Consider the following 25,676-nt stretch of genomic DNA (forward strand, 5'->3'; position numbering starts at 1 on the left):
GGAGCAAGCTCAATCGCTTTTCGTGCATGATGCAAACTGACCGTGCAGGCACATTCCATATAATATAGTAGATGTACCATCAGTAGTGATATCATTATTGTTGTTCTTCCATGCTTTACTTCTTTCCGTTCCAAACCGCTTCATCGATAGGAACGTGCTTTCATAAACTCAATGATTGGTAGTGTAACTAAAGCAATCGCGAACAAAACGATCAATAACAGATTCGCTGATTCATGTAAAAAGTAATCGAGACAGATGAATCCAAAAATCAGGACAATCAGAATTTTGTAGCTAACGAGCCCGCTCTCCATCGTAATCTTTTCTCCAAGTTCATCATCAGGTACCGGACGCTCGTCCTCCGTCGTCCGCGCCCACGTAAAATACGAGAAGAGCATGATCAACAGAATCGCCAATTGAACAATCGAGAAGAACGTTACGTTGTTTTCGATGATCATACTAATGACGGTAAGACTCGCAAGTATCACGAGCGTTACTAAAAATAAACCCGTTTTTTTCTTAGACATTTCTCTCCTCCTGTTCTGAAATGAACAGATGATCGACTTGCGTCTGCAAGACTTTGGCGATATTAAACGCTAATTGTAAAGTCGGATCATACTTGTTGTTTTCAATCGCATTAATCGTCTGCCGACTGACTTGACAACGATCAGCCAGTTCTTGTTGCGATAATTTTGCCGTTAGACGTCGTTCCTTGATGTGGTTTCTCACGTTCATCCCTCCACGACGCGTCAAATTCTTTTTACATATTTACTGTAATGAACTTCCATCATTATGTCAAAAACTTTTGACATAAAAATCATTAAAAAGACACGCTCTCATAACCAGAACGTGTCGTATATGATGGCTCAACCTCGTGGTGGAAATGGATCATGTCCGTAGGAATCTTTTTCGCGAATCTGCCCTTCTTTGTTATGAATGACGAGCTCTGTCTTCTGATTTTTCGCAATGCGACGCCCTTCTGCGATCGCTTCTTTCTGTGTAGCGAATCGCTTCGTTGCTCGAGTCGCACCGGCAGCTTTCACTTGATAACCACCTTTAGGATGCGGCATGACATGTTGATCTCGTTTCATCCTATGCCCTCCCTATACTTAATCTATTTCACTTTCATGAAATTGTTTTGTCGTGCGAGTGTCTCTTCACTTGAATTTTCTACTAGCTTATCGGGAGATAAAGTATACTAAAAGAAACGTTCGCCATCTTGAAAGGGGTTGATATCGTGAATCATTTTGTCTGGCAAGTTCGGTTTTTACGCTTTATCGTCTTCGGCGTCATCTTCAGTCTGTTCGGCTTAGCTGGACTTGGTATTCCCCTTGTCTGGCATGGTATCATGAAAAATTTATTACTCGAACGACCTGGTTACAGTGTTCTATTGACCGCATACCTTATTTTCATTCCGACTCTTATGATTTTATTTCATGCGCTCCGCATCCTCCGATACATGTCGACGGCTCCTCCGGTTTTTCCGCTCATCACGGCTTCCCTTCAATCGATGAAATTGTCTTTTTATATCGTTACTGCTCTAATGACATGTCTTTTTCCCGTCTTTTTCTATATCGGTCAGATTGACGACGCACCTGGTGTGATTATCATCGGTATAGGTTTAGTTCTTGCTCCATTGACAATCGGAACACTACTTTCCTGTATTCAGCAATTATTATTACACTATGTGTTGCCTATGAAATCCTAAACGTCCACGACCGAAGAATAAACGTTCATGATTATTTTTTTATTCTAACTGTTGCCTGTTCTATCTAACACTTTATTTAATCCCGCTCTTAAGAGTGGGATTTTTTAGTTCGTGTCACATTGATGGCTGTCCTGATGTCCCTGCTTTAACAGGATTTTTGATTGACAACGTAGACATGTCATCAGACGAAAGCTCGCTTTTTTTGTACTGACCGCGTGTCTTCGTAATTCATTTTCATATACATGTCTTGCTTTGATTCGATGATCGACTTCACTTTCCATCTCGATCCCTCTTCCCTCAATTTGTATTTTTTTCTATTTAATATGTGCCCTGAATCATTCTTGATAAATCCTTTTTTTAGAAGAAATAGTTTGTCTTCCAGCGGTGGCATAAAAAAATCGTTAAAAGGTCCTGTTTAATATGTATTTTACCGACCGATAAATGAATTATAGATAGAAAATATGAGTTGAGAGGACTAGTTACACGTGAAGAACACAACCAAAAACCATTCCATCCGAACACGCCTTTTATTAATGATTAGTTTAATTTTGATTGCCTTTTTTGTTTTTAGTAGTCTGGCCTTATACTTCAATACGAAGCAAACTGCGGTTTCCACACTTAAAGCGACCGCCGAAAAGGACGCGCTTCGCATCAGCAAGACATTCGACACGGCGGCTTACAGCGAATTTCTACAATCGCCTATCGCGTCTGAGCAATATGAAACGTTACGAAACGAACTCGATACATTACGTAAGCAAAACGGACTCCTGTATGCATACACAGTACGCATCGACCAAAATAAGGTCCGTTTGCTGATTGACGGTCTCCCAAAGAAAGATGCGGCTAAAATTGATGCGCCAGCAAGCGGTGCAAAAGTCGCGGATATGCAAGATGTTTTAAAAGGCGACACACATGCGACGGACATCATTAATGATCCTGTGAATGGACAGTATATGAGCATCTACGTTCCGTTAAAAGATGCGTCCGGTCAAGTCATCGGTATTCTTGGAACAGACATCGCTGCGAAGGAAGTCGATGCGCTTACGACGGATCTATTACAACAAAACGCTCCGATTTTCATCGGGTTAATGCTCCTGCTGTTAACGATCACCCTCGTCTTGCTCTACATCGTGCTCGGTCGAAAATTACGTCCGCTCGAGACGTTACAGAAAGTCGCCGCCTTGATTGCCGACGGACGACTGAATCAGGCGAAACAGACGTTGAGCGATTTGACAATCGCTTCAAAGGACGAAATCTATGCGCTTGCGACCTCGATTCGTGATATGAATGAGATGCTGCGGACGATGATCGTTGATATCAAACAGACAGCCACTCTCGTCTCGACGACGAGTCAATCGATTGATCAAAGTACATCAGAAGTACTCGACGGATCTGAGCAAATCGCTCATACGATGTCGGAAATCGCAACGGGAACTGAAAGTCAGACGCAAGTCACGCTTTCATTGAATGACGAGATGAATCAGTTCGCAGCATTAATCGAGACGACGAATCAGTCTGGAGTCGAAATTCAAGGAACGACGGATCAGATGGCAATACTGACACGAGTCGGACGGGATCAAATGTCTGCTTCTGTCGAACAGATGCGCCACATTCATCAACATGTCACCCAGTCTGCTGAACAGATTGATCTACTGAAACAGCAATCATCGGATATCCAAACGCTCGTCGGCATTATCCGCGGTATTTCCGAGCAGACGAATCTACTTGCCCTCAATGCCGCGATCGAAGCAGCACGGGCTGGCGAACAAGGCAAAGGCTTCGCCGTCGTTGCGACCGAGGTCAAGAATCTCTCAAGTCATGTCGCAAGTAGTGTCAGTGAAATCGCAACAATCGTCACCTCGATTGAAGACAGTGCGCAACAGATGCAACACAGTTTCAAGACAACGGTTGAAGCAACAGCAGCCGGTAAGCAGATCGTCCTTGATACGGATACAACGTTCGAACGGTTGACGGATCAAGTCACGCACGTCTCGTCAGCAACACAGCAGATGACGCAACAGATGGAAGACGTCTTGCAGGCAGAACAGTTCATTCGTAATGCCTTGACGGAAATTGCCGCTGTCGCGGAAGAACATACGGCAAGTAACGAGGAAGTCGCCGCTGCGTCTGAACAGATGATTGCGACGATCACGACGTTGCATACGCTCGTCGGTGATTTAAACGCACGAACGGAACACTTAGAACAAGAAGCCCGTCGCTTCGAGATCTGATATCACATTTGTCATGTTTTGTTTCTCACTTTATACTGGTATGAATATACATATGAAGGAGTCGAACCACATGTCCCAATATGATGTCATCATCGTCGGTGCCGGATCCATGGGAATGGCTGCCGGTTACTATCTTTCACGAACCAATCAAAAAATCTTACTACTAGACGCCCACAATCCGCCGCATGATCAAGCAAGTCATCATGGGGAGACACGGATCATCCGCCATGCCTATGGTGAAGGGGAAGCTTACGTACCGCTCGCGTTAACTGCGCAACGCTTATGGTACGAGTTAGAACAGGTCAGTGGTCGGAGCTTGTTCCTAAACACCGGAGTCTTGAATGCCGGTCAACGTTCGTCCCGTTCGATGCAGACGATCATCAGGAGTGCAGCGCAATACGATTTGCCGCTCGAGGTCCTGACGGCTGAGGAAGTTAGAACCCGCTGGTCCGGCTTAACGATGCCCGACGATTATATCGGTTGTTTTGAACCGACGTCTGGTGTATTGAAGTGCGAGGATTGTATTGAAGCGTATCGCGATCTTGCTGTCGCGAACGGTGTCGACATCCGGACGAATGCAACAGTGACGACGCTTACTGCTCATGCCACTGGTGTTGACGTGACGATTGGATCAGACATCTATTCAGCTGACGCGTTGATCGTCGCAGCCGGGGCTTGGTCTGGTCCGTTGATCGAACAGACCGGACTCTCCTTACCGCTTCGCCCGGTCCGAAAGACGTTTGCCTGGTTTGAAGCAGCGGAAGAAGTATTTAACGATGCGGCGTTCCCTGCTTTTGCCTTTGATACACCCGCCGGTTATTATTACGGTTTTCCAAGCATCGCTCAAGCCGGTCTGAAAATCGGACGGCACGATGGTGGTATCTCGGTTGATCCGAATCATCCACGCCGTCCATTTGGTCAAGAAGCCGGTGATCTGGCAGATTTACGACAGTTCACGAACACATTCATCCCCTCGATCGATACCTTATCTCATGGTAAAGCATGTCTTTATACGATGACACCAGATGAGGACTTCATCATCGATCTGCACCCGGACTATCCGCACATCGCGATTGCCGCCGGCTTTTCCGGTCACGGATTCAAGTTCAGCAGCTTAGTCGGAAAAGTCCTTAGTGAACTAGTCATCGAAAAATCGACTCCTGAACCGATTGCACCATTTTCGATTGAGCGATTTACGAAAGTCAGTGAATAAACCTAAAAAGACCGTCAACGAGAATTTCGTTGACGGTCTTTTTAACTTGCATACGTTATTTTTGCTCTGAATTCGACAAGGCTTTATGTTGTGCTTCCGTCGATTTCCACCAGCCGTTGATAAATAAGACAACTCCAACGACTAATGCGATGATTGGAAAGTACATCAAATGATATTCTTCCAGTGCTTCGCCAGCAAATTCCGGTGATAATTCCACATATGCTCGGAATATCTGAACAATGAAAAATAAGAAAAAGCTTGTGATAAGTGCATATGTACCGTATCGATAGTTAGGATCTTTCATAGGAACGCTCCTTTTCCAATTAGTGTCATTGTAGACTATTCTCGATTTAATTGAAATTTCCTTTCTTTTTACATTATCATTTTTAAGAATACCATTAGTAGCATGATATGATAGTTTCAGAATCTCATCGATGAAGGAGTTAGATGCATCATGAACTTTAATCTATTTAAAAACCATGTCCGTTTTAAAATTGCACTCGAATTGATTGATCTCGAAGATGGTTTATCAATCATGCAATTGAATCAACGCTTAACGGATGTACCGCAGTCGACCTTATACCGGCAAGTCAATGCGATGATGGACGATCAGTTGTTGAAAGTCGTCGCCGTCCATCGTGTCGGAAAAGTCGAGGAGAAAATATATGCTTTAAACACAAGCGGTTATCAAATCAGCGAAGCAGACTGGAACAGTGCGACGTACGACGAAAAAGTGAATTTCGTCTCGTTCTACTTCATGTATGTTTTACAGCAGTACCAAACATACTTCGAACAGACCGTTCAAACGGAAGGTCAGGACCACTCGACGTTCTCGATTGTTAAACTGCAGCTGACGGATGAAACCTTCAATGATTTCCAACAGGACATGCGGACATTGCTCGAAAAATATCATCACTTGGAGATGGAAGACCAGGCAAAAGAACGGACCGTCTCACTCGTCATCTTACCATAACTATTCTCTGTTTTAAGGAGGGTGTTTTTATCAAAATGAAACGAGACCATATTACGAGGGAGAGAACATGGACCCCATGAAACACATCAAAGAAGATCTTGATGCAATTGTAATGGACACGTTGAACATAAAAGCAGAGCAGATTCTTAAGATTGGTGAAGGAGCTTGGCATACTGTATATCAATTAAAGAGAGTAGATGATCAAGACCTTGTAATTCGAATGAAAAAAAATAAGGCTTATGGCGAATTACAACAGATTGATGAACAAGAGTTAACTACAGAGTATGAGTCAACAAAAGCTTACTATTTACACGCCAATACAAGTGGCCAACATGTCTGTCCTGACTTTTATGAGTATTTTATTGAAGATGACACAGTATTCACAGTAGAGACTTTCATGGGTCGTGGAACAGATTTATTGTTACTCAATCAGAATAAAGCCCATTCTTACGGTACGAAATTAGGACAAATTTATCACAATATACATAACCATAAAACATCCATTAAAGGTTTCGGAGAACTGCGCTGGCAGGCAGAAACTCTACAAGGTAGCGATTTAAGAAACAGTGATACATTATGGCAGGAAGAAAATGACCATGTCTTAACCGCTTTAAGTACACTCATTCATTCTAGCCTTCGCTTTGATAAAGAAAAAGTCGATAAACATATTCATGCTTTAATTAAAAATAGACGAACTCAAATTCAAAATATCTCTCTCGTGAATCAAGATGTAACCCCAGAAAATTTAATCTTAAACAATGAGCAGATTGCAATCATTGATCCGTTTCCAAGATTGGATTTTGATTTGAAACATACGGCTTACTTTGTTTTTTGTTACAAATTTCTGTTACCAGCCTTTTCGAATGCACCAAGATACATAAATCAAGCGTATCAAGAAAAAAGTAATGTGTTAAAAGAAATCGCTGATGGATTTATAAGTGGATACTTCTTTAACGTGGTTGGAGACGAACGCACCACTCAAATTCGACGATTACTGGATGAATATACATTATGGATATTGCAAGAAGCGTATGAACACTATGAAAGCTTACAGCAACCTCATCTCAATCATAAAACAACGCAACAGATGGGGAATCGAGAAATGATAACTGCTCGCTTGCATCTATGCCTCGAAGAATTAGAAAAATGGTGTACGTAATAAGAGTAGATGCTGACTCAAACTGTAGTCTCTACAAAGATAAAAAGAATGATGCTTTACACGCAACTCCTACAGGAAAAGCGCATTATTGCGCTGTCAGAGACAAACAAGACCCGCTTTCCTGCTTGGATGAAGCAGGAAAACTGGCTTGTGTCTCGCCTGAGGAAAGGGCGTGAGAAAGCGAATCATTCTTTTTTTGAGTCAGCCTCTTTATGTATCATGCTAGGTTTTGTTAAACGGAAACGAGAGATGATGTATCGAGTTCTTCACTTTCGATTACAATCGCCGTTAAACCCGTATCTGTCTTCGTTTCGTGCCATTCTCCTTGACTCCAAAACACGGCTTCCCCACTCTGAACGTTTATGTAGTCATCCGTTTCCCCTCTTACCCAACATTCACCCTCTACAATTAATAGAAGTTGCGGTACGACAGCCTGGTGATAACCGACTACACCATCCTTTTCTAAATGAATACATCCGATGTGCGTCACTTTTTCCGTCTGCATGATCCGTGACATCACAAAGTTCGAATCGAATTTCGAAATTTTTTTACCAACTTCTTTTTTGAATTGATAAATCTGCATATGACCTCCTATAAATTATAATTCGTCTTTCATTCAAACTAATCAATCTATGTGTCATTTGGTAAATTTTGATAAGAGAAGTTTATCATAGCTGTAATGGATTGAAAACAAACGGTAATTCGCATCGGTCATTGACTTTTCTATTTTCATTATTGATAATGGTAATAGAAAAGGAGGGTTTTTATGAATACAGATTTCTCTGCCTTATCACAAATCGACTGGGAACGACTTCTGCCCCTATTATTGATTTACCTCTCCATCAATCTGATTCTACTCAGCTGCGCCTGTATCGATTGGTTTAGACGGAAGGACCGGATCGCGACACCGACTACTTGGTTATTGATCATTCTCCTCGTCCAGCCGATTGGCTCGATTCTCTACTTCGTCCTCGGAAGGAGAATGACAGCATGATTCAGATTTCCAATCTCCAGCTTTCACTTCAACGACGTCTCATTCTAGACGATATTTCCTTTACGATTCACGAACATGAATGTCTCGGACTGATTGGTCCAAATGGTGCCGGAAAGACGACACTCCTGAAATGTCTAAGCGGCATGATCGAGAGTGATCGTGGTTCCATCACGATGTCTTCCCGCCCCATCCGGCAACAGCAGCAATCGATCGGCTATTTATCCCAACAGACCGACTTTAAACCTTGGATGACGTGCGAACAGTCACTGCGTTTTTTCGGTCACTTGTCGGGGCTTGATCGTGCAAAGTTAAATAAGCGGATTCCGGACGTTCTACATGAAGTTGGACTCCACGCTCAACAAGCAGAAGTCATCGAACGCTTGTCCGGCGGGATGCGCCAACGTCTCGGGATCGCCCAAGCGATTTTACATGAACCGACATTTCTGATTCTCGATGAACCAGCTTCCGCCCTTGATCTGAGTGGTCGGCATGATATCAATCAGTTGATCCTCCGTTTAAAGAAACGGATGACGATCATCGTCTCGACACACCTCTTAGAAGATGCGAAAACGTGTTGCGACCGCTTCCTCGTCATCAAACATGGAAAATTGCTTGGTCCGCTCGACAATCAACGCAACGTTGATCCATACCGGATTCAAGTCGAGACGCTTACACCTGTCCTATCGTTTTCTGCGACGCTATTTCCACGAGTCGAGATTAATCGAATCAACCCAAACTGCTATCAGTTCTCCGCACAGCAGCCACTTGACCTTTCAGAGTTAGCGACCACCTTGATTCAACAGGGATGGTCGATTGCTTCGATCGCCTATCAACCGATTGGACTCGAGGAACGGTTCCTCGACATGGTGGCGGACGTATGAGGACGTTTTATACGCTGACGCTGACCGAGTGGTTGGAAGCGTGGAAAGAATGGAAAATCGTCTGGTTACCGCTGTTTTTCATTGCTCTCGGCGTGACGCAACCATTGCTGTTGATGTATATGGATGTCTTGCTCGCACACGTCGGAAACGCGGATGGCATCATCGTTGACCCGAATCGTCCTGCTCCGCAATCACTTGACGTCTTCAGCGCAACGATTCATGGACAGTTCAATCAGCTTGGCTTGATCGTTCTGATCATGAGCTTCATGGGACTGTTAGCGTCAGATCGCCAAACCGGCATGCAGGATTTCATTTTAACGCGTCCCGTTTCTCGGAATGTCTATCTGCTATCGAAATGGTTCAGTCACGGTATGATCAGTTTATTCGGAATTCTAATCGGGGCACTCACGTCCTATTGTCTGACCGTCTATTGGTTCGGATTCCTTTCGCCGATGCTTGCGCTACGCATCATCCTCGATTTTAGTCTTTGGACGTTGTTCGTCGTTAGTCTGACATTACTGATCAGCACCTTCTTGCAACGCGCTGTACCGATTGGCATCCTATCGCTCGTCGTCTCCTTGCTTCTTGTTGTACTTCCTTCTCTAAAGCCAGACGTTCTATTTTTCATGCCTGGTGCGCTTCTGTCAGTTCCATCGAACACATCGTTTTTTTCTTCGTCCCATCTGTTCGGTGTCATTTCTTGTATCGTTTGGATTGTCCTCACACTCGGCTGGTCGGCACTTCGGTTCCGAAAAACGGCTTACTGATCCGGCTCTACAATAAAAAAGGATAACGGAGGCGTTCAGCAGTCCGTTATCCTTTGTTTGGTTGTGTCTTTCGAATCGTTCGTTGTCTTGGGTGCATGGCAAGCTTCGCTTGACGCATCCGTTCAACGGCAGGATCCGTTGCAGCATCGAACGCCGCTAGACTCGGGTAATGACCGACAAGGCGTCCCTGCTCCAAAATTGCAAAGCTGTCACAGAGTTGCTCGGCAGCTTTAATGTCATGGGTGATGAAGACATATGTTAGACCGTGTAGTCGCTTCAAGTCAGCTAACAATGCAAGAATCAATCGTTTGTTGACCATGTCGAGGCTACTGACTGCTTCGTCTAACACAATCAGACGTGGTTCAGCAGCAATCGCTCGCGCAATCGCGATTCGTTGGAGTTGCCCGCCACTGAACTGCGCCGGATATTTCGTCAAATCCGTCGCCTTGAGCCCGACTTGTTCGATTAACGTCATCAAGCGTCGTTGCCGCGCATCTCCCTTTAAACGAATGAAGTTATCAAGCGGTTCCGCAATGATATCAGCCGCTGTCAGTTTCGGATTGACGGCAGCAAACGAGTCCTGAAAGACGACTTGGACGTCACCTTGAAACGGACGTTTTGTCGCGTAACGATCGACACCGTTAAACCAAATCGTACCACTCGAGGGACGTTCGAGTCCAAGCAATAGTCGTCCGAGCGTACTTTTCCCGGCACCGCTCGACCCAAGCAACCCGAGACAGCGTCCGGCTTCAAGCGTCAATGAGACTTCGTGTAAGACAGTCTTTGCTGGTTGAAACCGGCGCTTGTAGACATGCGAGACTTGATCAATTTGCAGTAGACTCATCCGAGCGCCTCCCTTCCGATATGCTGTGCGAGAAGTGACTGCGTATACGGATGCTGCGGTCGATCAAACAATTCAAAGACATCCGCCTGTTCGACGATCCGTCCTTGTTGCATGACGAGGACTTCGTCTGCAAGTTCAGCGATCACACCAAGATCGTGCGAGATGAGTAACATCGCCGTTCCGTAGGTCGCCCGCATCCGTTCAAGTAACTCAAGAACCGTCTTTTGATTGAAGACGTCGAGTGCGGTCGTTGGTTCGTCGGCAATCAGGACGCTCGGGCGAAGGGCGACGGCTAAAGCGATCATGATCCGTTGCAACATCCCGCCACTCAGCTCGAACGGATAAGCTTTGAGCAACCGGGCGGCATCTGTTAGATTAACTTCTTCAAGTGCCGTCATCGCTTGCTGTTTCGCTTCACGCTTTGAACAACGTGAATGGGTCTGAATGGTCTCGATCATCTGGTGCCCGATCGAGTAGACCGGTGTGAAGGCACTCATCGGATTTTGCATGATGAACGCAATCTCATCACCCCGAATCGACCGAACAGCGCGTTCCGATAAGGAAAAGATTGATTTTCCGTTTAGTCGGATATCACCGGTCACGTCTGTTGTTTGCGGATTAAGCAGACGCATCAACGCAAGACTCGTCACTGTCTTCCCGCAACCACTTTCTCCGACGAGACCGAGGATTTGGCCTGGTTGAATCGAGAACGTTACTTTTTCAATCAATGTCATCTGTTGTTTCGTACGGACGGTCAGACCGTCGACAGCTAAGATCGGTTCGATACGGGCACCTCCTCTCATTTCATCGTTTTCGAAACACCGAATCGTTCTGCTAACTGTTCTCCTACTAGATTAAAGCTAATGATGACGAACATGATCGCGAGTCCTGGATAAATCATCAACTCCGGATTCGTCCGGATGTACGATTTTCCTTCATGAATCATCGCGCCCCACTCGGCTGTCGGTGACTGGACACCAAGCCCAAGGAACGACATCGCCGAGATATCCATGATCGCCCAGCCCATCTCAAGCGTCCCGATGACGAGTAGCGGCGGTAAGATGTTCGGCAGGATGTGCGTCCGGATGATCTTCCATGAAGATGAACCGTTGACGCGAGCAGCCGCGATGAACGCTTCCGTCTTCAACGTCATGACCATTCCGCGGAACATCCGCGCGTAATAAACCCACTGGACGAGCATCAAGGCGATGATGACCTGCTTGAGACCCGGACCAAAGATACCGACGAGACCGAGGACGAGTATCAGACTCGGAAACGCCATTACGCCGTCGCACAGACGCATTAAGAGTTGATCGACCCAACCGCCACGATAGCCGGCAAGTGTTCCGACGAACAGTCCGATCGCAAGTGAGGCGACGAAAATCAACACGGCACAGCCGAGTGAAATCCGTGCGCCGTAAATCAAGCGCGATAAGAGACAGCGTCCGAGCTGGTCGGTTCCGAGCGGATAGGCTGACGAAGGTCCATGGAGCTTTTGCGTCAGGTCGACGAGGTTCGGATCATGTGGCGCAATCCACGGTGCGAACAACGCAATGCCTGCCATCCCGATTAAGACGAAGGCACAGAGATAAAGAAGCGGCGTATACCGCGACCGGATCATCGTTGCTGGAAGTGGAGTATTCATACCGTCCCTCCTTTTTTCGCTAGGCGTGGATCGAGCACGGCTTGAATGATGTCGACGAGCAAACTGCTGCCGATGAAGACGAGTGCCGCGAGAAAGACGTAGCCTTGGATGACCGGCATATCCCGATCAAAGATTGCTTCAATGAAGTAACGACCGAAGCCGGGCCACGAGAAAACGGTCTCGACGATGATCGTTCCCGTCAGCAACTTCCCGAGGTTCATCCCAAGACCGGTGATCATTGGCGGAATCGCCATCCGAAGGACGTGTTTGCCAAGAATCCGTCCTTCCTTTAATCCACGCGTCCGGGCAAACAAGACATACGGTTCATTCAATGCTTCAATCACACTTCCGCGCAGCAAGCGTGTATAAAGGGCAATCAACGGAAACGCGAGTGTCAATGCCGGTAAAATCAAGTGCATCACACTTCCTGTCCCGCCGACTGGAAACCAATCCAGCTTTACGGCAAAGAAGAAGATGAACAGATACCCGAGCCAAAACGACGGAATCGAAGCCCCGATGAAGGCGATTCCCCGACTCAGATGGTCAAAGAAGCCATTTTTCTTAATGCCGGCAAGGAACCCGAGTGGAATACTGATGACAAGCGCCAGCAACAGACTCGTCAAAGCCAGTTCGACCGTTGGTGGTAAGCGTAACAAGACATCTTCAAGGACCGGTTTACCCGATAGATACGATGTTCCGAAATCGAGCTGCGCCAAGCGGATGACGGCATCAATATATTGTTTGTAGAACGGTTGATCGAGCCCGAATTCTGCTCGTTTTGCCGCGAGCAGTTCATCCGTCGGCTGGATATGGGCAGCAGATAGATAGGCCTGTGCCGGATCAACCGGTGACAAATGAATCAACCCGGTCAGAATCAAGACAGCAAGTAACAAGATCGGGATGACGGATAATATACGTTTGACGAGGAAGACCCCCATGTCATCCCTCCTTTACTTGATTCCGATACGCGCGAATGGACTCTCGTCTCGGTTCGCTGGGAACTGGAAGTTCGTCACGTCCGATTGATAGATCGCCATCTTCTTCAAGTACGAGATTGGAATTAACGCACCTTGATCTTGGAGCGATGGCAGAATGTCAGCGTACATCTTCTGACGCTTTGTTTCGTCCGTCGTCTTCAAGACATCTTTGATCTCTTGTAAGAGTTTTTCTTTATTCGGATAAGCCGAAATCGCTTCCTTGAAGCCGAAGCCATCTGTATCAATCAAGTTCACGAACGTATGCGGATCATACGGTGCACCGAAGTTACTGTAGAAGTTGATATCAAACCGGTTATCCTTGAAGCGCTGGACTTGATCCGGTAGTTCGACGGCTTCTGTCTTCAGCTCGACACCAATTTTTGACCATTCCGACTGAAGTGTCTCGGCCATCGCCTTTTGGACCTGTTCTGCTGCGTCATACATCATCCCGATTTGCAATGGTTGACCGTCCTTGACGCGAACCTTCTCACCTTTCGGCAGTTTCCAGCCTGCTTCGTCAAGAAGACGATTCGCTTCCTTGACGTCATATTCCCGTTGCTTCACTTTCAGGTTCGACGTGTACGGCATGTTCGGTGGCAACAAGTAGTCAGCTGGGGATTCTAGTCCTGACGTGATTCCTTCGACGAGGGCGGCTTTATCGAACCCGTGCTGTAACGCCTGGCGGACGCGTTCGTCAGACAGACGTTTATTTTTCGTGTTCAAGACGAGGAGACGCGTCGCGACTGGTTCAGACATCTGCGTTTTGTACGACTTATCCGTCTTCAACTGGTTGAAGGCATCGATGCTGATCGCCCCTTCCCCGTAAATCAGATCAACCTGTCCTTTTTCGAGTGCTAAGACGCGTGTCTCCGCATCCGGGATGATGTCGACTTTGATGTGATCGACGTTCGGCTTCGGTCCCCAGTAGTTCTTGTTGACCTTAAACGTCGCGTACTGATCAGGTTTGTACTCGTCGAGCATCCATGGACCTGTCCCGACTTCCTTTTTGACACCTTTCGATGTATCGCCGTTCTCCGGGAATCCAGCCTCTCCGAGGAAACGCACCGGACGGACGACCGCGAGTTCCTGAATCGTCGGGTAATAGGCTTCGGATAATGTCAGACGGAATGTCTTCGCATCAACCGCTTCCGTCTTCTCGATTTTCGTAATGAACCCAAGCCAGCTATGTAAGGCTTTTTGTTTAAGGATCGCATCAAAATTCTTTTTGACGATGGCTGCGTCGAACGTCGAACCGTCTGAGAACTTGACGCCGTCACGGAGCGTGAACGTATACGTTTTTCCGTCTTCAGAAATCTTCCAAGATGAGGCTAAGTATGGCTCAAGCTTTCCACCTTCGCCGTAGTGGACGAGTGGCTCATAGATCATCGACTGTGCAAACAGTTGTGATGGGTTATAGACGTGTGGGTTCATCGTTCCAACGTCGCGTGGCCACGCGAGCGTCAATGTATCTTTATCTTTTCGCTCTCCTGTCGACTCGCCCGGGTTCGAGCAGCCGATCAATAATGATGTCAAAGACAGGATCGAGACGGTAGAAATCAGTAATTTTTTACGGTTAACGTTCATGGTAAGCAGATCCCCCAACTTGTATTGATAATCATTTTCAATTGTAAGAGGGAAAGATAAGGATTGTCAATGAATAATCTAGATGTTGACTGGACTTTAAGCGCTTTTTGACAGGGTTTCCACAATTAACAGAGAACGTTCTGAGCACGTCTCTTTTTTGTAAATAATTGTAATCAAATACGTTAAACGGTATCCTAATCTGTAGGATATTTCTCTTGTGCAACAAGACGATTCGTATTGAAAGGATGATGTTATGTCACGACTGGTTTCCTCCGTCTCGCTTGTGTTTCTCGCTCTCCTCTTGGTGCTTCCTTTGCTAATGATCGATGGGCTGATTTTATCCGTCGGAGATGTTTCCTACGACTCGTTCGTTGGTTGCCTTGTGTTTCTCTTATGTTTCTATCTCGCGAGTCTACTTGTTAGCGTCATCTTCGACGGAACGATGCGTGCGTTCGGTGGACTTTTTAAGCGCCCTATCTCGAACGTACTCTTTGCCGTAGTGAATTTTTGGGTAAGTTTAAGTGTCTTGCTTTGGATGGATCTCTACATTGAGTCCATCACGATTTCTCTCGCGACGAAAATCGTACTTGTGTCTGTACATACGGTATTGTTTTACCTGATTCATCGATCGGGAGATTCGACTGCTTCGTCTTCTGAAGACAACGCACAACATGATCCAATCGTCCAAGAAGCCATGTGCTTGTTAGAAGATGAGGATCCTGTGAAGTGTGTCGAGACGTTGTGTCTCAGGTTTCCTGACCGTCTGAAAAAAGACATCATTCGGATCGTCCATCGCCTACATAGCAATTAAAAAGACCTGATCGTTTCTGTGAAGACTCAGAAGCGTCAGGTCTTTTAATATTTCGTCATTTCTTCGCCATCTCATAAAACTGATACGTATTCTTTCCTGACGACTTAGCGGCATATAGCGCGACATCTGCCTGCTGTAGCAAGACTTTTAACTCTGGACGAAATTCGGTGTCATATATCACAATCCCGATACTTGTTGACACTCGGTAGTCTGTTTCCCACTCACTTAACGAAGTGACGATCCGCTTCGCGAGTCGCTCCCACCCTTCCCTTGAATCAGCATGACCGAAATGGAGGATGAACTCATCGCCTCCTAGGCGCACGGCCATCGCATCGTCTTGTTCGCGCACGAACTGTCGCAGACGTTGCGCGACCTCTTGCAAAACAATGTCCCCCGTCTCGTGTCCAAAGACGTCGTTGACTTGCTTAAAGCCATCGAGATCAAGGAAGAACACCGCTCCTGTCTGTCCGGGATAATCCTCGAACTGCTTCGTTAAGTAGCGCCGATTATACAGTCCTGTCAACGCATCCTTCCAAGCATGACGCTCAAGCTCCAGATAGTACAAGAAGAGTCGGACGATCCGTTGCAATAGCTGAACATTCTTCTGTTCATACAAGCTGACCCGATTATTGATCGCACATAATGTGCCGAACGTCTCTCCGCTCGTCAAGACGATCGGAATCCCTAAGTAGGACCGGACGTGAGCCTCCTCCAAGCCTTTTCGCCAGTCGCCGAGTTGTTCCGCGTTCGGAATATCTTCGAGGACGACCGGCTGTTTCGTCTCGAAATCAACCAGTTTACATAATGATTGGTTCAATTCAATCTGCATGCCTTCTACCATCGGAATATCTGCTTTATCGTTTGCAATCTTTAACATCCGTTGTTGTCCTGCTTCGATTGCTGATAAGTACAACATCTGATCCGGTAAAATTTCTTTTGCGAAATCGAGTACATCATCTGCGAGCTCATCAAAATTTTGATACATCTTCAATTCTTCAAATGGTTGATTCATACAGCACCTCATTCCAAAGTCGTCTTCTGCGGTGTCTCTGATTTGAAAATTTGATACATATATTACCACTTTCTCTTTTTGAAGTCGTCTAAACCTCTGTTGCTCAAAAGCGTCCGATGGTCCTATTTCTATATCCAAATGAGAAGGATTATCATTTTTTTATTTTTGTATAGTTTATAGAAGTAAAAAACCATTCCAGGTAATTCCTTGGAAAATGGCGTTGCGTCTTCCGAATTCGTTTGCTATGATTCTCAGTGAACATGACAATGATAATCATTATCACTTATTGAGAACAGATTAATCACGTAGACATACATAATCCATCTGCTGCTCAATCCGTGATTTATGTGTTATCAAATCAAATATGAGGAGCTGAGTCATCATGGGGAAATGGAAAACACCACTCGTCGTGAGTTCGCTTGCTGTTTTACTCGCAGCATGCGGGAACGCAGGAGAAGCAGACACGAAGAAGGACGCCGAGGCACCAAAGACGATCAAAATCAAAGACGCACATGGAACGGTCAACGTTCCGGTTGATCCGAAGAAAGTCGTCGCACTCGATAACCGGACATTTGAGACGCTTGCCGCATGGGACGTCGAACTTGTTGCAGCACCAGTCGGACTGCTCCCGGCTGAGTCACCTTATGCAAAAGATAAGGATATCGTCGATGTCGGCATGCACTTCGAACCGAACCTCGAAGCGATCGCTGGTGTCAATCCGGACGTCGTCATCGTCGGGCAGCGTTTCGCTGATCATTATGAAGACATCAAAAAACTCGTTCCAAACGCCGCTGTCATCGATCTTGACATCGCATTACCGGAAAACTCTGGTACGCCAGGTGAGTTACTCGTCAAAGGACTTGAAGATACGACTGAGACACTCGGACAGATCTTCGATAAAAAACAAGAAGCGGATCAGCTCGTGACGACGCTCGAGCAATCGATCAAAGAAGTCAAAAAATCGTATAACGGACAGGACAGCGTCATGTCGGTCATCGTCTCGGGTGGCGATATTGGATTCTCAGCGCCGATGAGTGGACGTGTCTTCGGACCGATGTATGATTTGTTCGACTGGAAACCAGCGCTCGAAGTTAAACAAAAATCAGGGAACGATCAAGGTGATGAAGTCTCGGTCGAAGCGATCGCTCAAAGTAACCCGGACTGGCTACTCGTCCTTGACCGTGACGCGCCACTCGGAAACGCAGAAGGTGCCGTACCGGCGCAAGATGTCATCGACCGTGCGCCTGCTCTGCAAAAAACGAAAGCAATCAAAGACGACAACATCGTCTATGCACCAAAAGATACGTACTTAAATGAATCGATTCAGACGTACTCGGAATTCTTCACTGACATCGCGAAAGCGCTCAAGAAGTAATGGCACATGCACAGCAACAAATGAATGGAAGAGTTGAGCCACCCGCTCGACCTTCCTTTTCTGTCGTTTGGACGAAGCCGTTCGTCTTGACCTTATGTCTCGTCTTAGCGCTCGCTACGGCGTCCCTCTTCACGGGCGTCTACGAACTACGGAGTGCCGCGAACGATTTCGATATGTTCTGGATCACGCGCGTTCCGCGGACGCTCGCCTTGATGCTGACCGGTGCTGCGATGGCGATGGCAGGACTTGTCATGCAACTGATCACGCAAAACCGGCTCGTTGAACCAACGACGACAGGAACGATCGAATGGGCAGGACTCGGACTGTTAGCCGTCTACTTACTCATTCCGGCACCGTCGCTAATGATGCGGATGACCGGTGCTATTCTTTTTGCATTCATCGGGACGATGGTCTTCTTCTGGTTTCTCCGTTCGGTCCGACTGCGGTCATCATTAATCGTCCCAATCATCGGTCTGATGCTCGGAGCCGTCATCTCTGCGATTTCGACGTTCCTCGGCTTGTTCTTCCGTGCCAGTCAGGCAATCGAAGGCTGGTTCGTCGGTTCGTTCGCGTCCGTTCAGATCGGTCGCTACGAGTATCTCTGGATTATCATCGGAGTCACGGTCTGTATCTTCTTCCTTGCGAGTCGCTTGACGCTCGTTGGGCTTGGCGAAGACATTGCGACGAGTCTCGGTGTCAACTACAACCGGCTGATGCTGATTGCGACCGGACTAATTGCCCTATCCGTCGGTGTCGTCGCGACTGTCATTGGCAATTTGCCCTTCCTCGGCTTGATCGTTCCGAACATCGTCTCGATGTTTCGCGGTGACGATCTTCGTAGTAATTTGCCGTGGGTCTGTCTGATTGGCATGGCAACGATTCTAATTAGTGATCTGATTTCACGCACGATCATCCGCCCGTTTGAACTGCCGGTCTCCTTGATTCTCGGAACGGTCGGAGCAGCAGTCTTCATCATCATTCTGTTACGTCGGCGGAAGACTGGAGGTGTCAGATGAGTACCGCGATTAGACAACAAGAACATACAAGAAATCAACCGAGCGTTACACGTGAAACCAATCGCCGGGCGTCTGCCTTTCAGTCGAAACGACTCGAGCGCCGCTACTGGATTCTCCTCATCCTGTTCCTTAGCGGCGGAGTGTTCAGTACGATTGGTCTCTTGCTCTACAATAATCCGGTCCCGGTTGATTCTCCGTCCTTTTGGCCGGTCGTCGAACGCCGGATCACGGCAGTCATCACGATGGCGATTGCAGCAATTTGCCAAAGTCTCGCGACCGTCGCCTTTCATTCGATCACGAGCAACCGGATCATCACACCGTCCCTGCTTGGTTTTGATGCCCTTTACTCAACGATCCAGACATCGATGATCTTTTTCTTCGGTGCGGGAGCACTCGTTGGCTTTACCGGCACGAGCGCCTTTTTGACACAGGTCGCGATCATGCTCGCGATGAGCCTCTTGTTATACGGATGGTTATTGTCTGGTAAGTACGCGAACTTGCAATTGATGTTACTCGTCGGAATCATTCTCGGTACTGGTCTCAACTCGCTGTCGTCATTCATGCGAAAGATGCTCGCGCCGTCCGAGTTCGATATCTTACAAGCGCGCCTGTTCGGTTCGGTCACGAATGCCGACGCAGCTTACTTCCCGATCGTCATTCCGGTCGTCCTCGTCGTTGGTCTATTGCTCTACTTTTCGTCCGGACGACTCAACGTCGTCGCACTCGGAAAAGAGGTCGCGACATCGTTCGGTGTCAATCATCGCGGCAGTGTCATCTACTTCTTGATTTTGATTTCACTCCTGATGTCGATGTCGACGGCTCTGATCGGACCATTGACGTTCTTTGGTTTCTTAGTGGCGACGCTCAGTTATCAAGTCGCTGCGACATACGATCATAAATATGTTTTCCCGATGGCATTCGCAATCGGCTTCTTCGTTTTAACGACTGCCTATTTCTTCATGTATCACATTTTCAACACGCCAAGCGTCGTCTCCGTCATCATCGAACTGTTTGGCGGGCTGATTTTCCTTATCGTGTTGCTTAGAAAGAGGTCCCTATGATATCACTCGAACAAGTTAAAAAATCGTATACAGACGATGTCAGAATCGGTCCAATCGACTTAACGATTCCAAAAGGCGGTTTCACGGCTTTGATTGGTCCAAACGGCGCTGGCAAGTCGACGACGTTGATGATGATCGGCCGTTTGCTTGATCTCGATGCCGGACAGATCGAAGTCGCCGGGATGGACGTGACAAGTAGCAAATCGAAAGACTTAGCAAAGATCATCACCATCCTGCGGCAGGAAAATCATTTCGTGACCCGGCTGACAGTCCGGCAGCTCGTCGGCTTCGGACGTTTTCCCTACTCACAAGGTCGCCTGACAGCGGACGACGAAACGATCATCTCGAAATACATCGATTTTCTCGAGCTGACGTCGCTTGAGAACCGCTACCTCGACGAATTATCGGGCGGACAGCGACAACGGGCCTATGTCGCGATGGTACTCTGCCAGGAAACGGAATACATTCTACTCGACGAACCCCTCAATAATCTCGATATCGCCCGTTCGGTCCAGATGATGGGGTACCTGCGACACGTCGCCGATACGTTTGGACGGACGATCATCACCGTCTTGCACGATATCAATTTTGCTGCGAAATACGCTGATCACATCTGTGCGATGAAGGACGGACAAATTGCTGCCTTCGGAACAGTCGCCGAAGTCATGAATGAAGCGCTATTATCCGAGATTTTCGAGACACGGCTTGAGATCATCGAAGGTCCGTATGGTCCAATTGCTGTGTATTGATACTTTATATAGAAGAGAGGAATGAACGATGCAGATCGATTGGCTACCACTAGAACAAGTAACGCAAGAAGGCGAACACACCTACACGTTTCATTTGAAACGCCCGGATGATTTCGTTTGGGAGGAAGGCGCACACACGCATATGGCACTGGAAGGTTTTAATGCAGGCGAAAAGCCGAACCGCAGTCTGATCCGGCATATGTCGATCTCGACGCTCCCTCATGAAGGAACGATCGGGATCACGACACGGATCAAACCGGAATGTTCCGTCTTTAAGCAGACACTTCAGCAACTAAAAATGGGTGAGAAGATTGCTTTGTTTAAGACGCATTCGAATATTCCACTGCGTCGGGAAGGTCGTACAGTGTACTTACTCTCAGCAGGCGTTGGTTTGGCAACGTTTCGTCCAATCATCTTGCAATATCAGACTGACAAAAATGGCATTCCGCACATGCACTCGTTGAACGTTGATTCTGCGCGAACTGAACTATTCAAGACTCAGCTTCTTTCACATGAGCAGTTTAGCCCTGCTTATGTCGAAAATCGCTCTACTTACTACGATGCTATCAAAGCGATGACAGCGGACAAGGAAGGTTTGTTCTACATCGTTGGTAGTGATGAATTTCTCCGAGATACGATTAACGTGTTACAAGGTGCTAACATTCCAAAGGCTCAGATTATGATTGATAAACGCCAAGACCAATTGGATACGTTTTTGGCATGAAGAAGACCGGGACATTCACACTGTCCCGGTCTTCTTTTTGTTCTGATAGATAAAGGATCACCTATCCGAAGATAAATACGATAGGTGAGAATAATACGCCCATCAAGAGCACCCCTACTAGGACAGCTAGACTTGATTTGAAAACCGACAACGTTTCGTCCTCTAAAGGCTGAAGCCGTTTTATAGGAATGAGCATGGTCAATGAAGCAACGACTAATGCTAGTGGCTCAAGAATCGTTCGGCTCATCGATAAGAACAAATCGATCATTAAAAAGACATTCAATACAAAGAAAAATCCTAATAAGCGAATAATCTGGCTTTATTCATATGTACTCCTTCATAGCTACTATCTATTTGGATTGTTTCTTGAAACAGAATGCACTCTAATCATAGCGCTTCAAAGAATAATTTTGTAAACGCATTCAAATAACTGGTGATTTGATATCGTTGTAAGTCATACTGACAGTAGGTATTAGAAAAGGAGTGTTGAAGATGGAATACAAAAAAGGACTCGAAGGCGTCATTGCCGCTGAAACACAAATCGGTTTAGTCGATGGAACATTAGGTCATCTTATCTATCGTGGACACTGGGCAAAGGAACTCGCATTATCTTATTCATTCGAAGAAGTGGCGTATTTCATTTGGAACGGTGCATTCCCGACTGAATCGGAACTTTTGACATTCAAGGAACAGATGACAAGCTATCGTGAACTTCCTTCTTACGTAAAGACGATTCTCGATACATTGCCGAACGAGATGGATGTCATGAGCACGATGCGCACGGCAATCTCTGCGCTTGGTACACCCGCTTTCGCTTGGCCACCAACAATCGATCAAGCGATGCACTTAACGGCACTCTTACCAACAATCATCGCCTATAAGTATCAAAAAAATAAAGGCGCTGACTTCATTGAACCGAATCCGGAACTTGATCACGTCGCGAATTATATCTATATGATCAAGGGACACTTACCAAGTGACGTTGAGATCAAAGCACTGACAGCGTATCTGATCTTAACAATCGAACACGGCATGAATGCTTCGACGTTCGCTTCTCGTGTCGTCGTCTCGACGGAATCGGAAATGATTTCCGGCGTCTGTGCCGCGATCGGATCCATGAAAGGACCACTTCATGGTGGTGCCCCTTCAGAAGTCATCGCGATGATTGATGAAATTGGAACGATCGACAACATCGAACCATGGATCCGGAACAAATTAGAAAAAGGCGAAAAACTGATGGGCTTTGGTCACCGCGTCTATAAAACACGTGATCCGCGTTCAGAAGCTTTAAAAGTCGTCTCAAAAGATCTCGCGCAAGAAAGCGATTGGTTCAATCTGATTACACAAATGGAGCAAACAGCAATTGATTTACTCGAAGAGTACAAACCGGGCAGAAAACTCTATACGAACGTCGAGTTCTTTGCAGCAGCCGTCTTAAAAGGGCTCGATATTCCGAAAGAACTGTTCACACCGACGTTCACATCTAGCCGCATCATCGGTTGGACGGCACACATCCTTGAACAAGCAGGAGACAACCGAATCTTTAGACCACAATCGTTGTATACGGGTCCGATGCCAGAAAAAGCGGCTAAGTTTTAATCCGCCTTCTTTTTAACAATTTCTTAAAAAAAGTGGAGCGATGTATAGCATCGCCCCACTTTTTTTATGTTTTATTCAACGACTTTCTCTAACGTGAAATTCAATACTTCTACTTCACATCCTGCCGCTTCTACATCCGGGCTACAGGCGTACGGTCCGATCTTCAAATCGGTCACGTCATGTAAGTGTGCGATCCGGAGTTGCTCTTTGTACTCTCCCGTCACGTGATACAACGTGACGTCTTGATTGAGATAATGAAGTTCAAAGACGAGCGGCGCATCAAATAGTGTATTGTCGACATCCCGACACGACCAGTCCGAGTACCCAAAGCTCGTCACGACGGCACCCAGATGAGATGGACCATCCGGAATGAACTCAGCCGAGACTTTCACCCAGTGGTCATCGTTCACATATAGCAAAATCCCCGCTTGATCATATGTAGCATTCGGTTTTAATTTCACTTCAATCCGGCATTTGAATTCTCCATTTGGAGCATCCTGCAACAACGCATGCCCCGTCTGACGATTAAACTGATAATGTGTGTTGCGCCAAAAATCCGTATCCGAATCCGTCATGAAGCGTAACGGTGTCTCCTGTTCGATACGTGTCGGTCGATTGATCCACTTCATCGATTAGTATCCTCCCTCTTAACGCCCTCTTAACTTCCTTAACTTTCGATAGCCACGAATGAGCATATCGAGCATACAATCCCTCCTATTTTCTATGAACCCTTAGACTACTTTACGAAGTCGTTGCATATCCTTATTCAATGCTGATCGTTTCAAACGTCGATTCCGTATTAAGTATTGCACATCTGACCGGTTATCGTACATCAGTTGGATATGGAAATAATTGATATATTCAAAAATCGCAAAAATATATAAAAACAAGGTGATTCGTAATCCATACACCGGAAGCTCAGATTGAAAACGCATCCAATCGATTCCGAACGTGCATGTCGTCAGAACGATTAGAATAATATTGATGACACGACAGTGGCGTAATCGTCGGACGACCAGTTTCGGGGTATTCGACGTTCCTTCTTTCTTCAGACGTCTCCACTTGCTATACCAATACCAAGCCCCCTGAATCAACAACAGTTCGAACAAAAACAGTGACATCCAAAATGCACTGAGTTCAAATAATTGAAGTTGCGGAAAGACACGATTGCCAAACCAACTCAGCGGTAAAATCGTGATGACCGTGAACAATTCACCTCGGTATAGATAGACGAAGCGCTCGGCAACGATTTGTCTCATGGCGCCAACCATTCGATACGGAACTTACTTCCTGGACCAAGTAACGCAATCAAAGGACGATCTTCTGCAATCACGCGTCCAAGGACATTAATCCGTTCATCTGCCGAAAGATCGCACTTCGTGATTTGCATCTCACCGGCGTATCGCCCGTAGCGTTCATTATCAATCGTGATTGTGCCAAGCGGGCGGGCAGACGGATCTTGCGGTGTTAGATCAATCGTCGACGGACTCATGCGCGATTCAACGGATCGAATGACATCCCGCGCCGGATCAAATCGATTCGTTTCCGTATCCCGTTGTTCTTGTCGTCCGTTCGCGAATGCCCGAAGTACGATGACTCCGTCTTGCTCTGCTTCAAATTGCCGAATCGTCGCTTCCGTCAACCGTGGATCGCCGACAAGGATTCGGTCGACAGTCGCTATTAAGTCCAGATAACTTGCGAACGGTGCCACTCCCCGATGGTCTTCAAGTGTCGGTAACGTCTCGAATAACGGTCCACGAAGTGTTCCGTCGCCCGGTATGAATGCTTGGACGCGTAATCCTTGCGCCTGCAACCAGGCATTTTTTTCGTCAAACCACGTCCGGTCGAGTCCGGTTTCCGGTCGCGGATAAAAGTTATGCCACGCTTCCGTACGTTCGAGTTGCAGACCATGTGCCTTCATCTCAGTTAATTCGTCTGCCGTTAAGGTACTGGCATTGAGTGCGACCATCATCTGGTTCGATAATGTCGCGATTTGTTGCGGACTGATGCCGTAATCAAGCCGCAGTCCGGTGACACCCCAGTCCGTTAGCGTCGCTGCCGTCTCCCACGTCTTGCCGAGCGTCGCAAGTGACGCCGGTGCGATGTCCGCTACGAGCTCATACCCGAGTGTCTTTGCTACACGACCGAGCGCTTGCAAGCGTTCGACGTACAGTGAGGAATCATCCTCAGGGATATGAAGCGATGTAAAGAGCGACGTAAAGCCGACGGTGCGCATCCGCTGCAACCACTCATTCGTCTCATCCGTGATCGGTTCATTTAAATAGATCGATAATCCTTTCATCGACTCACTCCTTCACTTCTCTACTTAGGGAAAAAGCAGCTGATTCCTTCTTTT

Annotated in this window: 29 protein-coding genes; 15 read left to right on the forward strand and 14 right to left on the reverse strand. The window is 46.8% G+C overall.

Annotated elements, in window-relative coordinates:
* Nucleotides 1–140: 140 nt before the first annotated feature.
* The 3 genes from BW42_RS05670 to BW42_RS05680 all read right to left on the reverse strand — a co-directional run bounded on the left by BW42_RS05670 (nt 141) and on the right by BW42_RS05680 (nt 1,088).
* Nucleotides 141–524, reverse strand: coding sequence for a hypothetical protein (locus tag BW42_RS05670; RefSeq protein WP_035408375.1), 384 nt, complete (start codon nt 522–524; stop codon nt 141–143).
* Nucleotides 517–726: a helix-turn-helix transcriptional regulator gene (locus BW42_RS05675; RefSeq protein WP_035408378.1), complete on the reverse strand. Its 210-nt coding sequence runs from the start codon at nt 724–726 to the stop codon at nt 517–519. The genes BW42_RS05670 and BW42_RS05675 overlap by 8 nt, the downstream gene beginning before the upstream one ends.
* A 137-nt stretch (nt 727–863) precedes the next feature.
* The gene (locus BW42_RS05680; protein WP_035408380.1) at nt 864–1,088 is read right to left on the reverse strand and encodes a DUF2188 domain-containing protein; all 225 of its coding nucleotides are present in this window, start codon (nt 1,086–1,088) and stop codon (nt 864–866) included.
* Between the two features lie 146 nt (nt 1,089–1,234).
* Here BW42_RS05680 and BW42_RS05685 point away from each other — a divergent pair, with 146 nt between their 5' ends.
* The 3 genes from BW42_RS05685 (at nt 1,235) to solA (ending at nt 5,149) form a co-directional block, all read left to right on the forward strand.
* A complete protein-coding gene (locus BW42_RS05685; RefSeq protein WP_035408382.1) occupies nt 1,235–1,705 on the forward strand; it encodes a DUF2975 domain-containing protein in 471 nt (156 codons plus the stop codon).
* A gap of 485 nt (nt 1,706–2,190) precedes the next feature.
* A complete protein-coding gene (locus tag BW42_RS05690) occupies nt 2,191–3,936 on the forward strand; it encodes a methyl-accepting chemotaxis protein (RefSeq protein ID WP_035408383.1) in 1,746 nt (581 codons plus the stop codon).
* A 70-nt stretch (nt 3,937–4,006) separates the two neighbouring features.
* On the forward strand, nt 4,007–5,149 hold the full coding sequence (gene solA / locus BW42_RS05695; protein ID WP_035408385.1) for an N-methyl-L-tryptophan oxidase: 1,143 nt from the start codon (nt 4,007–4,009) through the stop codon (nt 5,147–5,149).
* Between the two features lie 55 nt (nt 5,150–5,204).
* Here the strand turns inward: solA and BW42_RS05700 are convergent, their stop codons facing one another.
* A complete protein-coding gene (locus BW42_RS05700) occupies nt 5,205–5,453 on the reverse strand; it encodes a hypothetical protein (RefSeq protein WP_035408387.1) in 249 nt (82 codons plus the stop codon).
* A 150-nt stretch (nt 5,454–5,603) separates the two neighbouring features.
* Here BW42_RS05700 and BW42_RS05705 point away from each other — a divergent pair, with 150 nt between their 5' ends.
* Both BW42_RS05705 and BW42_RS05710 read left to right on the forward strand, forming a co-directional pair.
* A complete protein-coding gene (locus tag BW42_RS05705) occupies nt 5,604–6,122 on the forward strand; it encodes a hypothetical protein (protein ID WP_035408389.1) in 519 nt (172 codons plus the stop codon).
* Nucleotides 6,123–6,198: 76 nt separating this feature from the next.
* Entirely contained in the window at nt 6,199–7,281 is a 1,083-nt protein-coding gene (locus tag BW42_RS05710) for a hypothetical protein (RefSeq protein ID WP_035409655.1), read from the forward strand.
* A gap of 232 nt (nt 7,282–7,513) precedes the next feature.
* Here the strand turns inward: BW42_RS05710 and BW42_RS05715 are convergent, their stop codons facing one another.
* Nucleotides 7,514–7,864, reverse strand: coding sequence for a hypothetical protein (locus tag BW42_RS05715; protein WP_035408390.1), 351 nt, complete (start codon nt 7,862–7,864; stop codon nt 7,514–7,516).
* Nucleotides 7,865–8,047: 183 nt separating this feature from the next.
* Between BW42_RS05715 and BW42_RS05720 the strand changes: the two genes are divergently transcribed.
* From BW42_RS05720 to BW42_RS05730, 3 genes are read left to right on the forward strand one after another with little or no spacing between them, the layout of a single operon-like run.
* Nucleotides 8,048–8,275 (forward strand): PLD nuclease N-terminal domain-containing protein, encoded by a 228-nt coding sequence (locus BW42_RS05720; protein WP_035408392.1) that lies wholly within the window; start codon nt 8,048–8,050, stop codon nt 8,273–8,275.
* A complete protein-coding gene (locus tag BW42_RS05725; protein ID WP_035408394.1) occupies nt 8,272–9,156 on the forward strand; it encodes an ABC transporter ATP-binding protein in 885 nt (294 codons plus the stop codon). The genes BW42_RS05720 and BW42_RS05725 overlap by 4 nt, the downstream gene beginning before the upstream one ends.
* Nucleotides 9,153–9,923: an ABC transporter permease gene (locus tag BW42_RS05730; RefSeq protein WP_035408395.1), complete on the forward strand. Its 771-nt coding sequence runs from the start codon at nt 9,153–9,155 to the stop codon at nt 9,921–9,923. Before BW42_RS05725 ends, BW42_RS05730 begins: the two co-directional genes overlap by 4 nt.
* A 46-nt stretch (nt 9,924–9,969) precedes the next feature.
* Here the strand turns inward: BW42_RS05730 and BW42_RS05735 are convergent, their stop codons facing one another.
* From BW42_RS05735 to nikA, 5 genes are read right to left on the reverse strand one after another with little or no spacing between them, the layout of a single operon-like run.
* Nucleotides 9,970–10,767: an ABC transporter ATP-binding protein gene (locus tag BW42_RS05735; protein ID WP_035408398.1), complete on the reverse strand. Its 798-nt coding sequence runs from the start codon at nt 10,765–10,767 to the stop codon at nt 9,970–9,972.
* Entirely contained in the window at nt 10,764–11,570 is an 807-nt protein-coding gene (locus BW42_RS05740) for an ABC transporter ATP-binding protein (RefSeq protein ID WP_035408401.1), read from the reverse strand. Before BW42_RS05740 ends, BW42_RS05735 begins: the two co-directional genes overlap by 4 nt.
* Nucleotides 11,567–12,412: a nickel ABC transporter permease subunit NikC gene (gene nikC / locus BW42_RS05745; protein WP_081780379.1), complete on the reverse strand. Its 846-nt coding sequence runs from the start codon at nt 12,410–12,412 to the stop codon at nt 11,567–11,569. Before nikC ends, BW42_RS05740 begins: the two co-directional genes overlap by 4 nt.
* Complete coding sequence (gene nikB / locus BW42_RS05750) at nt 12,409–13,350, reverse strand: nickel ABC transporter permease (RefSeq protein ID WP_035408402.1); 942 nt, start codon at nt 13,348–13,350, stop codon at nt 12,409–12,411. Before nikB ends, nikC begins: the two co-directional genes overlap by 4 nt.
* A gap of 12 nt (nt 13,351–13,362) precedes the next feature.
* Nucleotides 13,363–14,973, reverse strand: coding sequence for a nickel ABC transporter substrate-binding protein (nikA, locus tag BW42_RS05755; protein ID WP_035408405.1), 1,611 nt, complete (start codon nt 14,971–14,973; stop codon nt 13,363–13,365).
* A 253-nt stretch (nt 14,974–15,226) separates the two neighbouring features.
* On the opposite strand from nikA, the gene BW42_RS05760 reads away from it, so the two are divergent.
* On the forward strand, nt 15,227–15,784 hold the full coding sequence (locus tag BW42_RS05760) for a hypothetical protein (RefSeq protein ID WP_035408407.1): 558 nt from the start codon (nt 15,227–15,229) through the stop codon (nt 15,782–15,784).
* A gap of 55 nt (nt 15,785–15,839) precedes the next feature.
* Here BW42_RS05760 and BW42_RS05765 read toward each other — a convergent pair whose 3' ends face one another.
* Nucleotides 15,840–16,796, reverse strand: coding sequence for a sensor domain-containing diguanylate cyclase (locus BW42_RS05765; RefSeq protein ID WP_035408408.1), 957 nt, complete (start codon nt 16,794–16,796; stop codon nt 15,840–15,842).
* 382 nt (nt 16,797–17,178) lie between these two features.
* On the opposite strand from BW42_RS05765, the gene BW42_RS05770 reads away from it, so the two are divergent.
* The 6 genes from BW42_RS05770 to BW42_RS05795 all read left to right on the forward strand — a co-directional run bounded on the left by BW42_RS05770 (nt 17,179) and on the right by BW42_RS05795 (nt 23,320).
* Nucleotides 17,179–18,171: a siderophore ABC transporter substrate-binding protein gene (locus BW42_RS05770; RefSeq protein ID WP_035408410.1), complete on the forward strand. Its 993-nt coding sequence runs from the start codon at nt 17,179–17,181 to the stop codon at nt 18,169–18,171.
* Between the two features lie 20 nt (nt 18,172–18,191).
* A complete protein-coding gene (locus tag BW42_RS05775; protein ID WP_035409660.1) occupies nt 18,192–19,187 on the forward strand; it encodes an ABC transporter permease in 996 nt (331 codons plus the stop codon).
* The gene (locus tag BW42_RS05780) at nt 19,184–20,248 is read left to right on the forward strand and encodes an iron chelate uptake ABC transporter family permease subunit (protein WP_035408411.1); all 1,065 of its coding nucleotides are present in this window, start codon (nt 19,184–19,186) and stop codon (nt 20,246–20,248) included. Before BW42_RS05775 ends, BW42_RS05780 begins: the two co-directional genes overlap by 4 nt.
* A complete protein-coding gene (locus BW42_RS05785; protein ID WP_035408413.1) occupies nt 20,245–20,997 on the forward strand; it encodes an ABC transporter ATP-binding protein in 753 nt (250 codons plus the stop codon). The genes BW42_RS05780 and BW42_RS05785 overlap by 4 nt, the downstream gene beginning before the upstream one ends.
* A 28-nt stretch (nt 20,998–21,025) precedes the next feature.
* A complete protein-coding gene (locus tag BW42_RS05790) occupies nt 21,026–21,721 on the forward strand; it encodes an FAD-dependent oxidoreductase (RefSeq protein WP_035408415.1) in 696 nt (231 codons plus the stop codon).
* Between the two features lie 492 nt (nt 21,722–22,213).
* Complete coding sequence (locus tag BW42_RS05795; protein WP_035408417.1) at nt 22,214–23,320, forward strand: citrate synthase/methylcitrate synthase; 1,107 nt, start codon at nt 22,214–22,216, stop codon at nt 23,318–23,320.
* A 71-nt stretch (nt 23,321–23,391) separates the two neighbouring features.
* Here the strand turns inward: BW42_RS05795 and BW42_RS05800 are convergent, their stop codons facing one another.
* The 3 genes from BW42_RS05800 to BW42_RS05810 form a co-directional block, all read right to left on the reverse strand.
* Nucleotides 23,392–23,949, reverse strand: coding sequence for a DUF1349 domain-containing protein (locus BW42_RS05800; RefSeq protein WP_035408419.1), 558 nt, complete (start codon nt 23,947–23,949; stop codon nt 23,392–23,394).
* A gap of 102 nt (nt 23,950–24,051) precedes the next feature.
* Entirely contained in the window at nt 24,052–24,579 is a 528-nt protein-coding gene (locus BW42_RS05805) for a hypothetical protein (protein ID WP_035408421.1), read from the reverse strand.
* A complete protein-coding gene (locus BW42_RS05810; RefSeq protein ID WP_035408422.1) occupies nt 24,576–25,622 on the reverse strand; it encodes a DUF871 domain-containing protein in 1,047 nt (348 codons plus the stop codon). The genes BW42_RS05805 and BW42_RS05810 overlap by 4 nt, the downstream gene beginning before the upstream one ends.
* Nucleotides 25,623–25,676: the final 54 nt, after the last annotated feature.

It is taken from the genome of Exiguobacterium sp. RIT341 (assembly GCF_000632205.1).
GTDB lineage: Bacteria > Bacillota > Bacilli > Exiguobacteriales > Exiguobacteriaceae > Exiguobacterium_A.

Coding starts and splice junctions, on each gene's coding strand:
- BW42_RS05715 (WP_035408390.1), bottom strand. CDS start 7,864: ATGCAGATTTATCAATTCAAAAAAGAAGTTGGTAAAAAAATTTCGAAA.
- solA (WP_035408385.1), top strand. CDS start 4,007: ATGTCCCAATATGATGTCATCATCGTCGGTGCCGGATCCATGGGAATG.
- BW42_RS05790 (WP_035408415.1), top strand. CDS start 21,026: ATGCAGATCGATTGGCTACCACTAGAACAAGTAACGCAAGAAGGCGAA.
- BW42_RS05735 (WP_035408398.1), bottom strand. CDS start 10,767: ATGAGTCTACTGCAAATTGATCAAGTCTCGCATGTCTACAAGCGCCGG.
- BW42_RS05800 (WP_035408419.1), bottom strand. CDS start 23,949: ATGAAGTGGATCAATCGACCGACACGTATCGAACAGGAGACACCGTTA.
- BW42_RS05765 (WP_035408408.1), bottom strand. CDS start 16,796: ATGAATCAACCATTTGAAGAATTGAAGATGTATCAAAATTTTGATGAG.
- BW42_RS05785 (WP_035408413.1), top strand. CDS start 20,245: ATGATATCACTCGAACAAGTTAAAAAATCGTATACAGACGATGTCAGA.
- BW42_RS05670 (WP_035408375.1), bottom strand. CDS start 524: ATGTCTAAGAAAAAAACGGGTTTATTTTTAGTAACGCTCGTGATACTT.
- BW42_RS05760 (WP_035408407.1), top strand. CDS start 15,227: ATGTCACGACTGGTTTCCTCCGTCTCGCTTGTGTTTCTCGCTCTCCTC.
- BW42_RS05680 (WP_035408380.1), bottom strand. CDS start 1,088: ATGAAACGAGATCAACATGTCATGCCGCATCCTAAAGGTGGTTATCAA.
- BW42_RS05720 (WP_035408392.1), top strand. CDS start 8,048: ATGAATACAGATTTCTCTGCCTTATCACAAATCGACTGGGAACGACTT.
- BW42_RS05795 (WP_035408417.1), top strand. CDS start 22,214: ATGGAATACAAAAAAGGACTCGAAGGCGTCATTGCCGCTGAAACACAA.
- BW42_RS05780 (WP_035408411.1), top strand. CDS start 19,184: ATGAGTACCGCGATTAGACAACAAGAACATACAAGAAATCAACCGAGC.
- BW42_RS05725 (WP_035408394.1), top strand. CDS start 8,272: ATGATTCAGATTTCCAATCTCCAGCTTTCACTTCAACGACGTCTCATT.
- BW42_RS05705 (WP_035408389.1), top strand. CDS start 5,604: ATGAACTTTAATCTATTTAAAAACCATGTCCGTTTTAAAATTGCACTC.
- BW42_RS05810 (WP_035408422.1), bottom strand. CDS start 25,622: ATGAAAGGATTATCGATCTATTTAAATGAACCGATCACGGATGAGACG.
- BW42_RS05730 (WP_035408395.1), top strand. CDS start 9,153: ATGAGGACGTTTTATACGCTGACGCTGACCGAGTGGTTGGAAGCGTGG.
- BW42_RS05770 (WP_035408410.1), top strand. CDS start 17,179: ATGGGGAAATGGAAAACACCACTCGTCGTGAGTTCGCTTGCTGTTTTA.
- nikB (WP_035408402.1), bottom strand. CDS start 13,350: ATGGGGGTCTTCCTCGTCAAACGTATATTATCCGTCATCCCGATCTTG.
- BW42_RS05740 (WP_035408401.1), bottom strand. CDS start 11,570: ATGAGAGGAGGTGCCCGTATCGAACCGATCTTAGCTGTCGACGGTCTG.
- BW42_RS05805 (WP_035408421.1), bottom strand. CDS start 24,579: ATGAGACAAATCGTTGCCGAGCGCTTCGTCTATCTATACCGAGGTGAA.
- BW42_RS05775 (WP_035409660.1), top strand. CDS start 18,192: ATGAATGGAAGAGTTGAGCCACCCGCTCGACCTTCCTTTTCTGTCGTT.
- nikA (WP_035408405.1), bottom strand. CDS start 14,973: ATGAACGTTAACCGTAAAAAATTACTGATTTCTACCGTCTCGATCCTG.
- BW42_RS05700 (WP_035408387.1), bottom strand. CDS start 5,453: ATGAAAGATCCTAACTATCGATACGGTACATATGCACTTATCACAAGC.
- BW42_RS05710 (WP_035409655.1), top strand. CDS start 6,199: ATGAAACACATCAAAGAAGATCTTGATGCAATTGTAATGGACACGTTG.
- nikC (WP_081780379.1), bottom strand. CDS start 12,412: ATGAATACTCCACTTCCAGCAACGATGATCCGGTCGCGGTATACGCCG.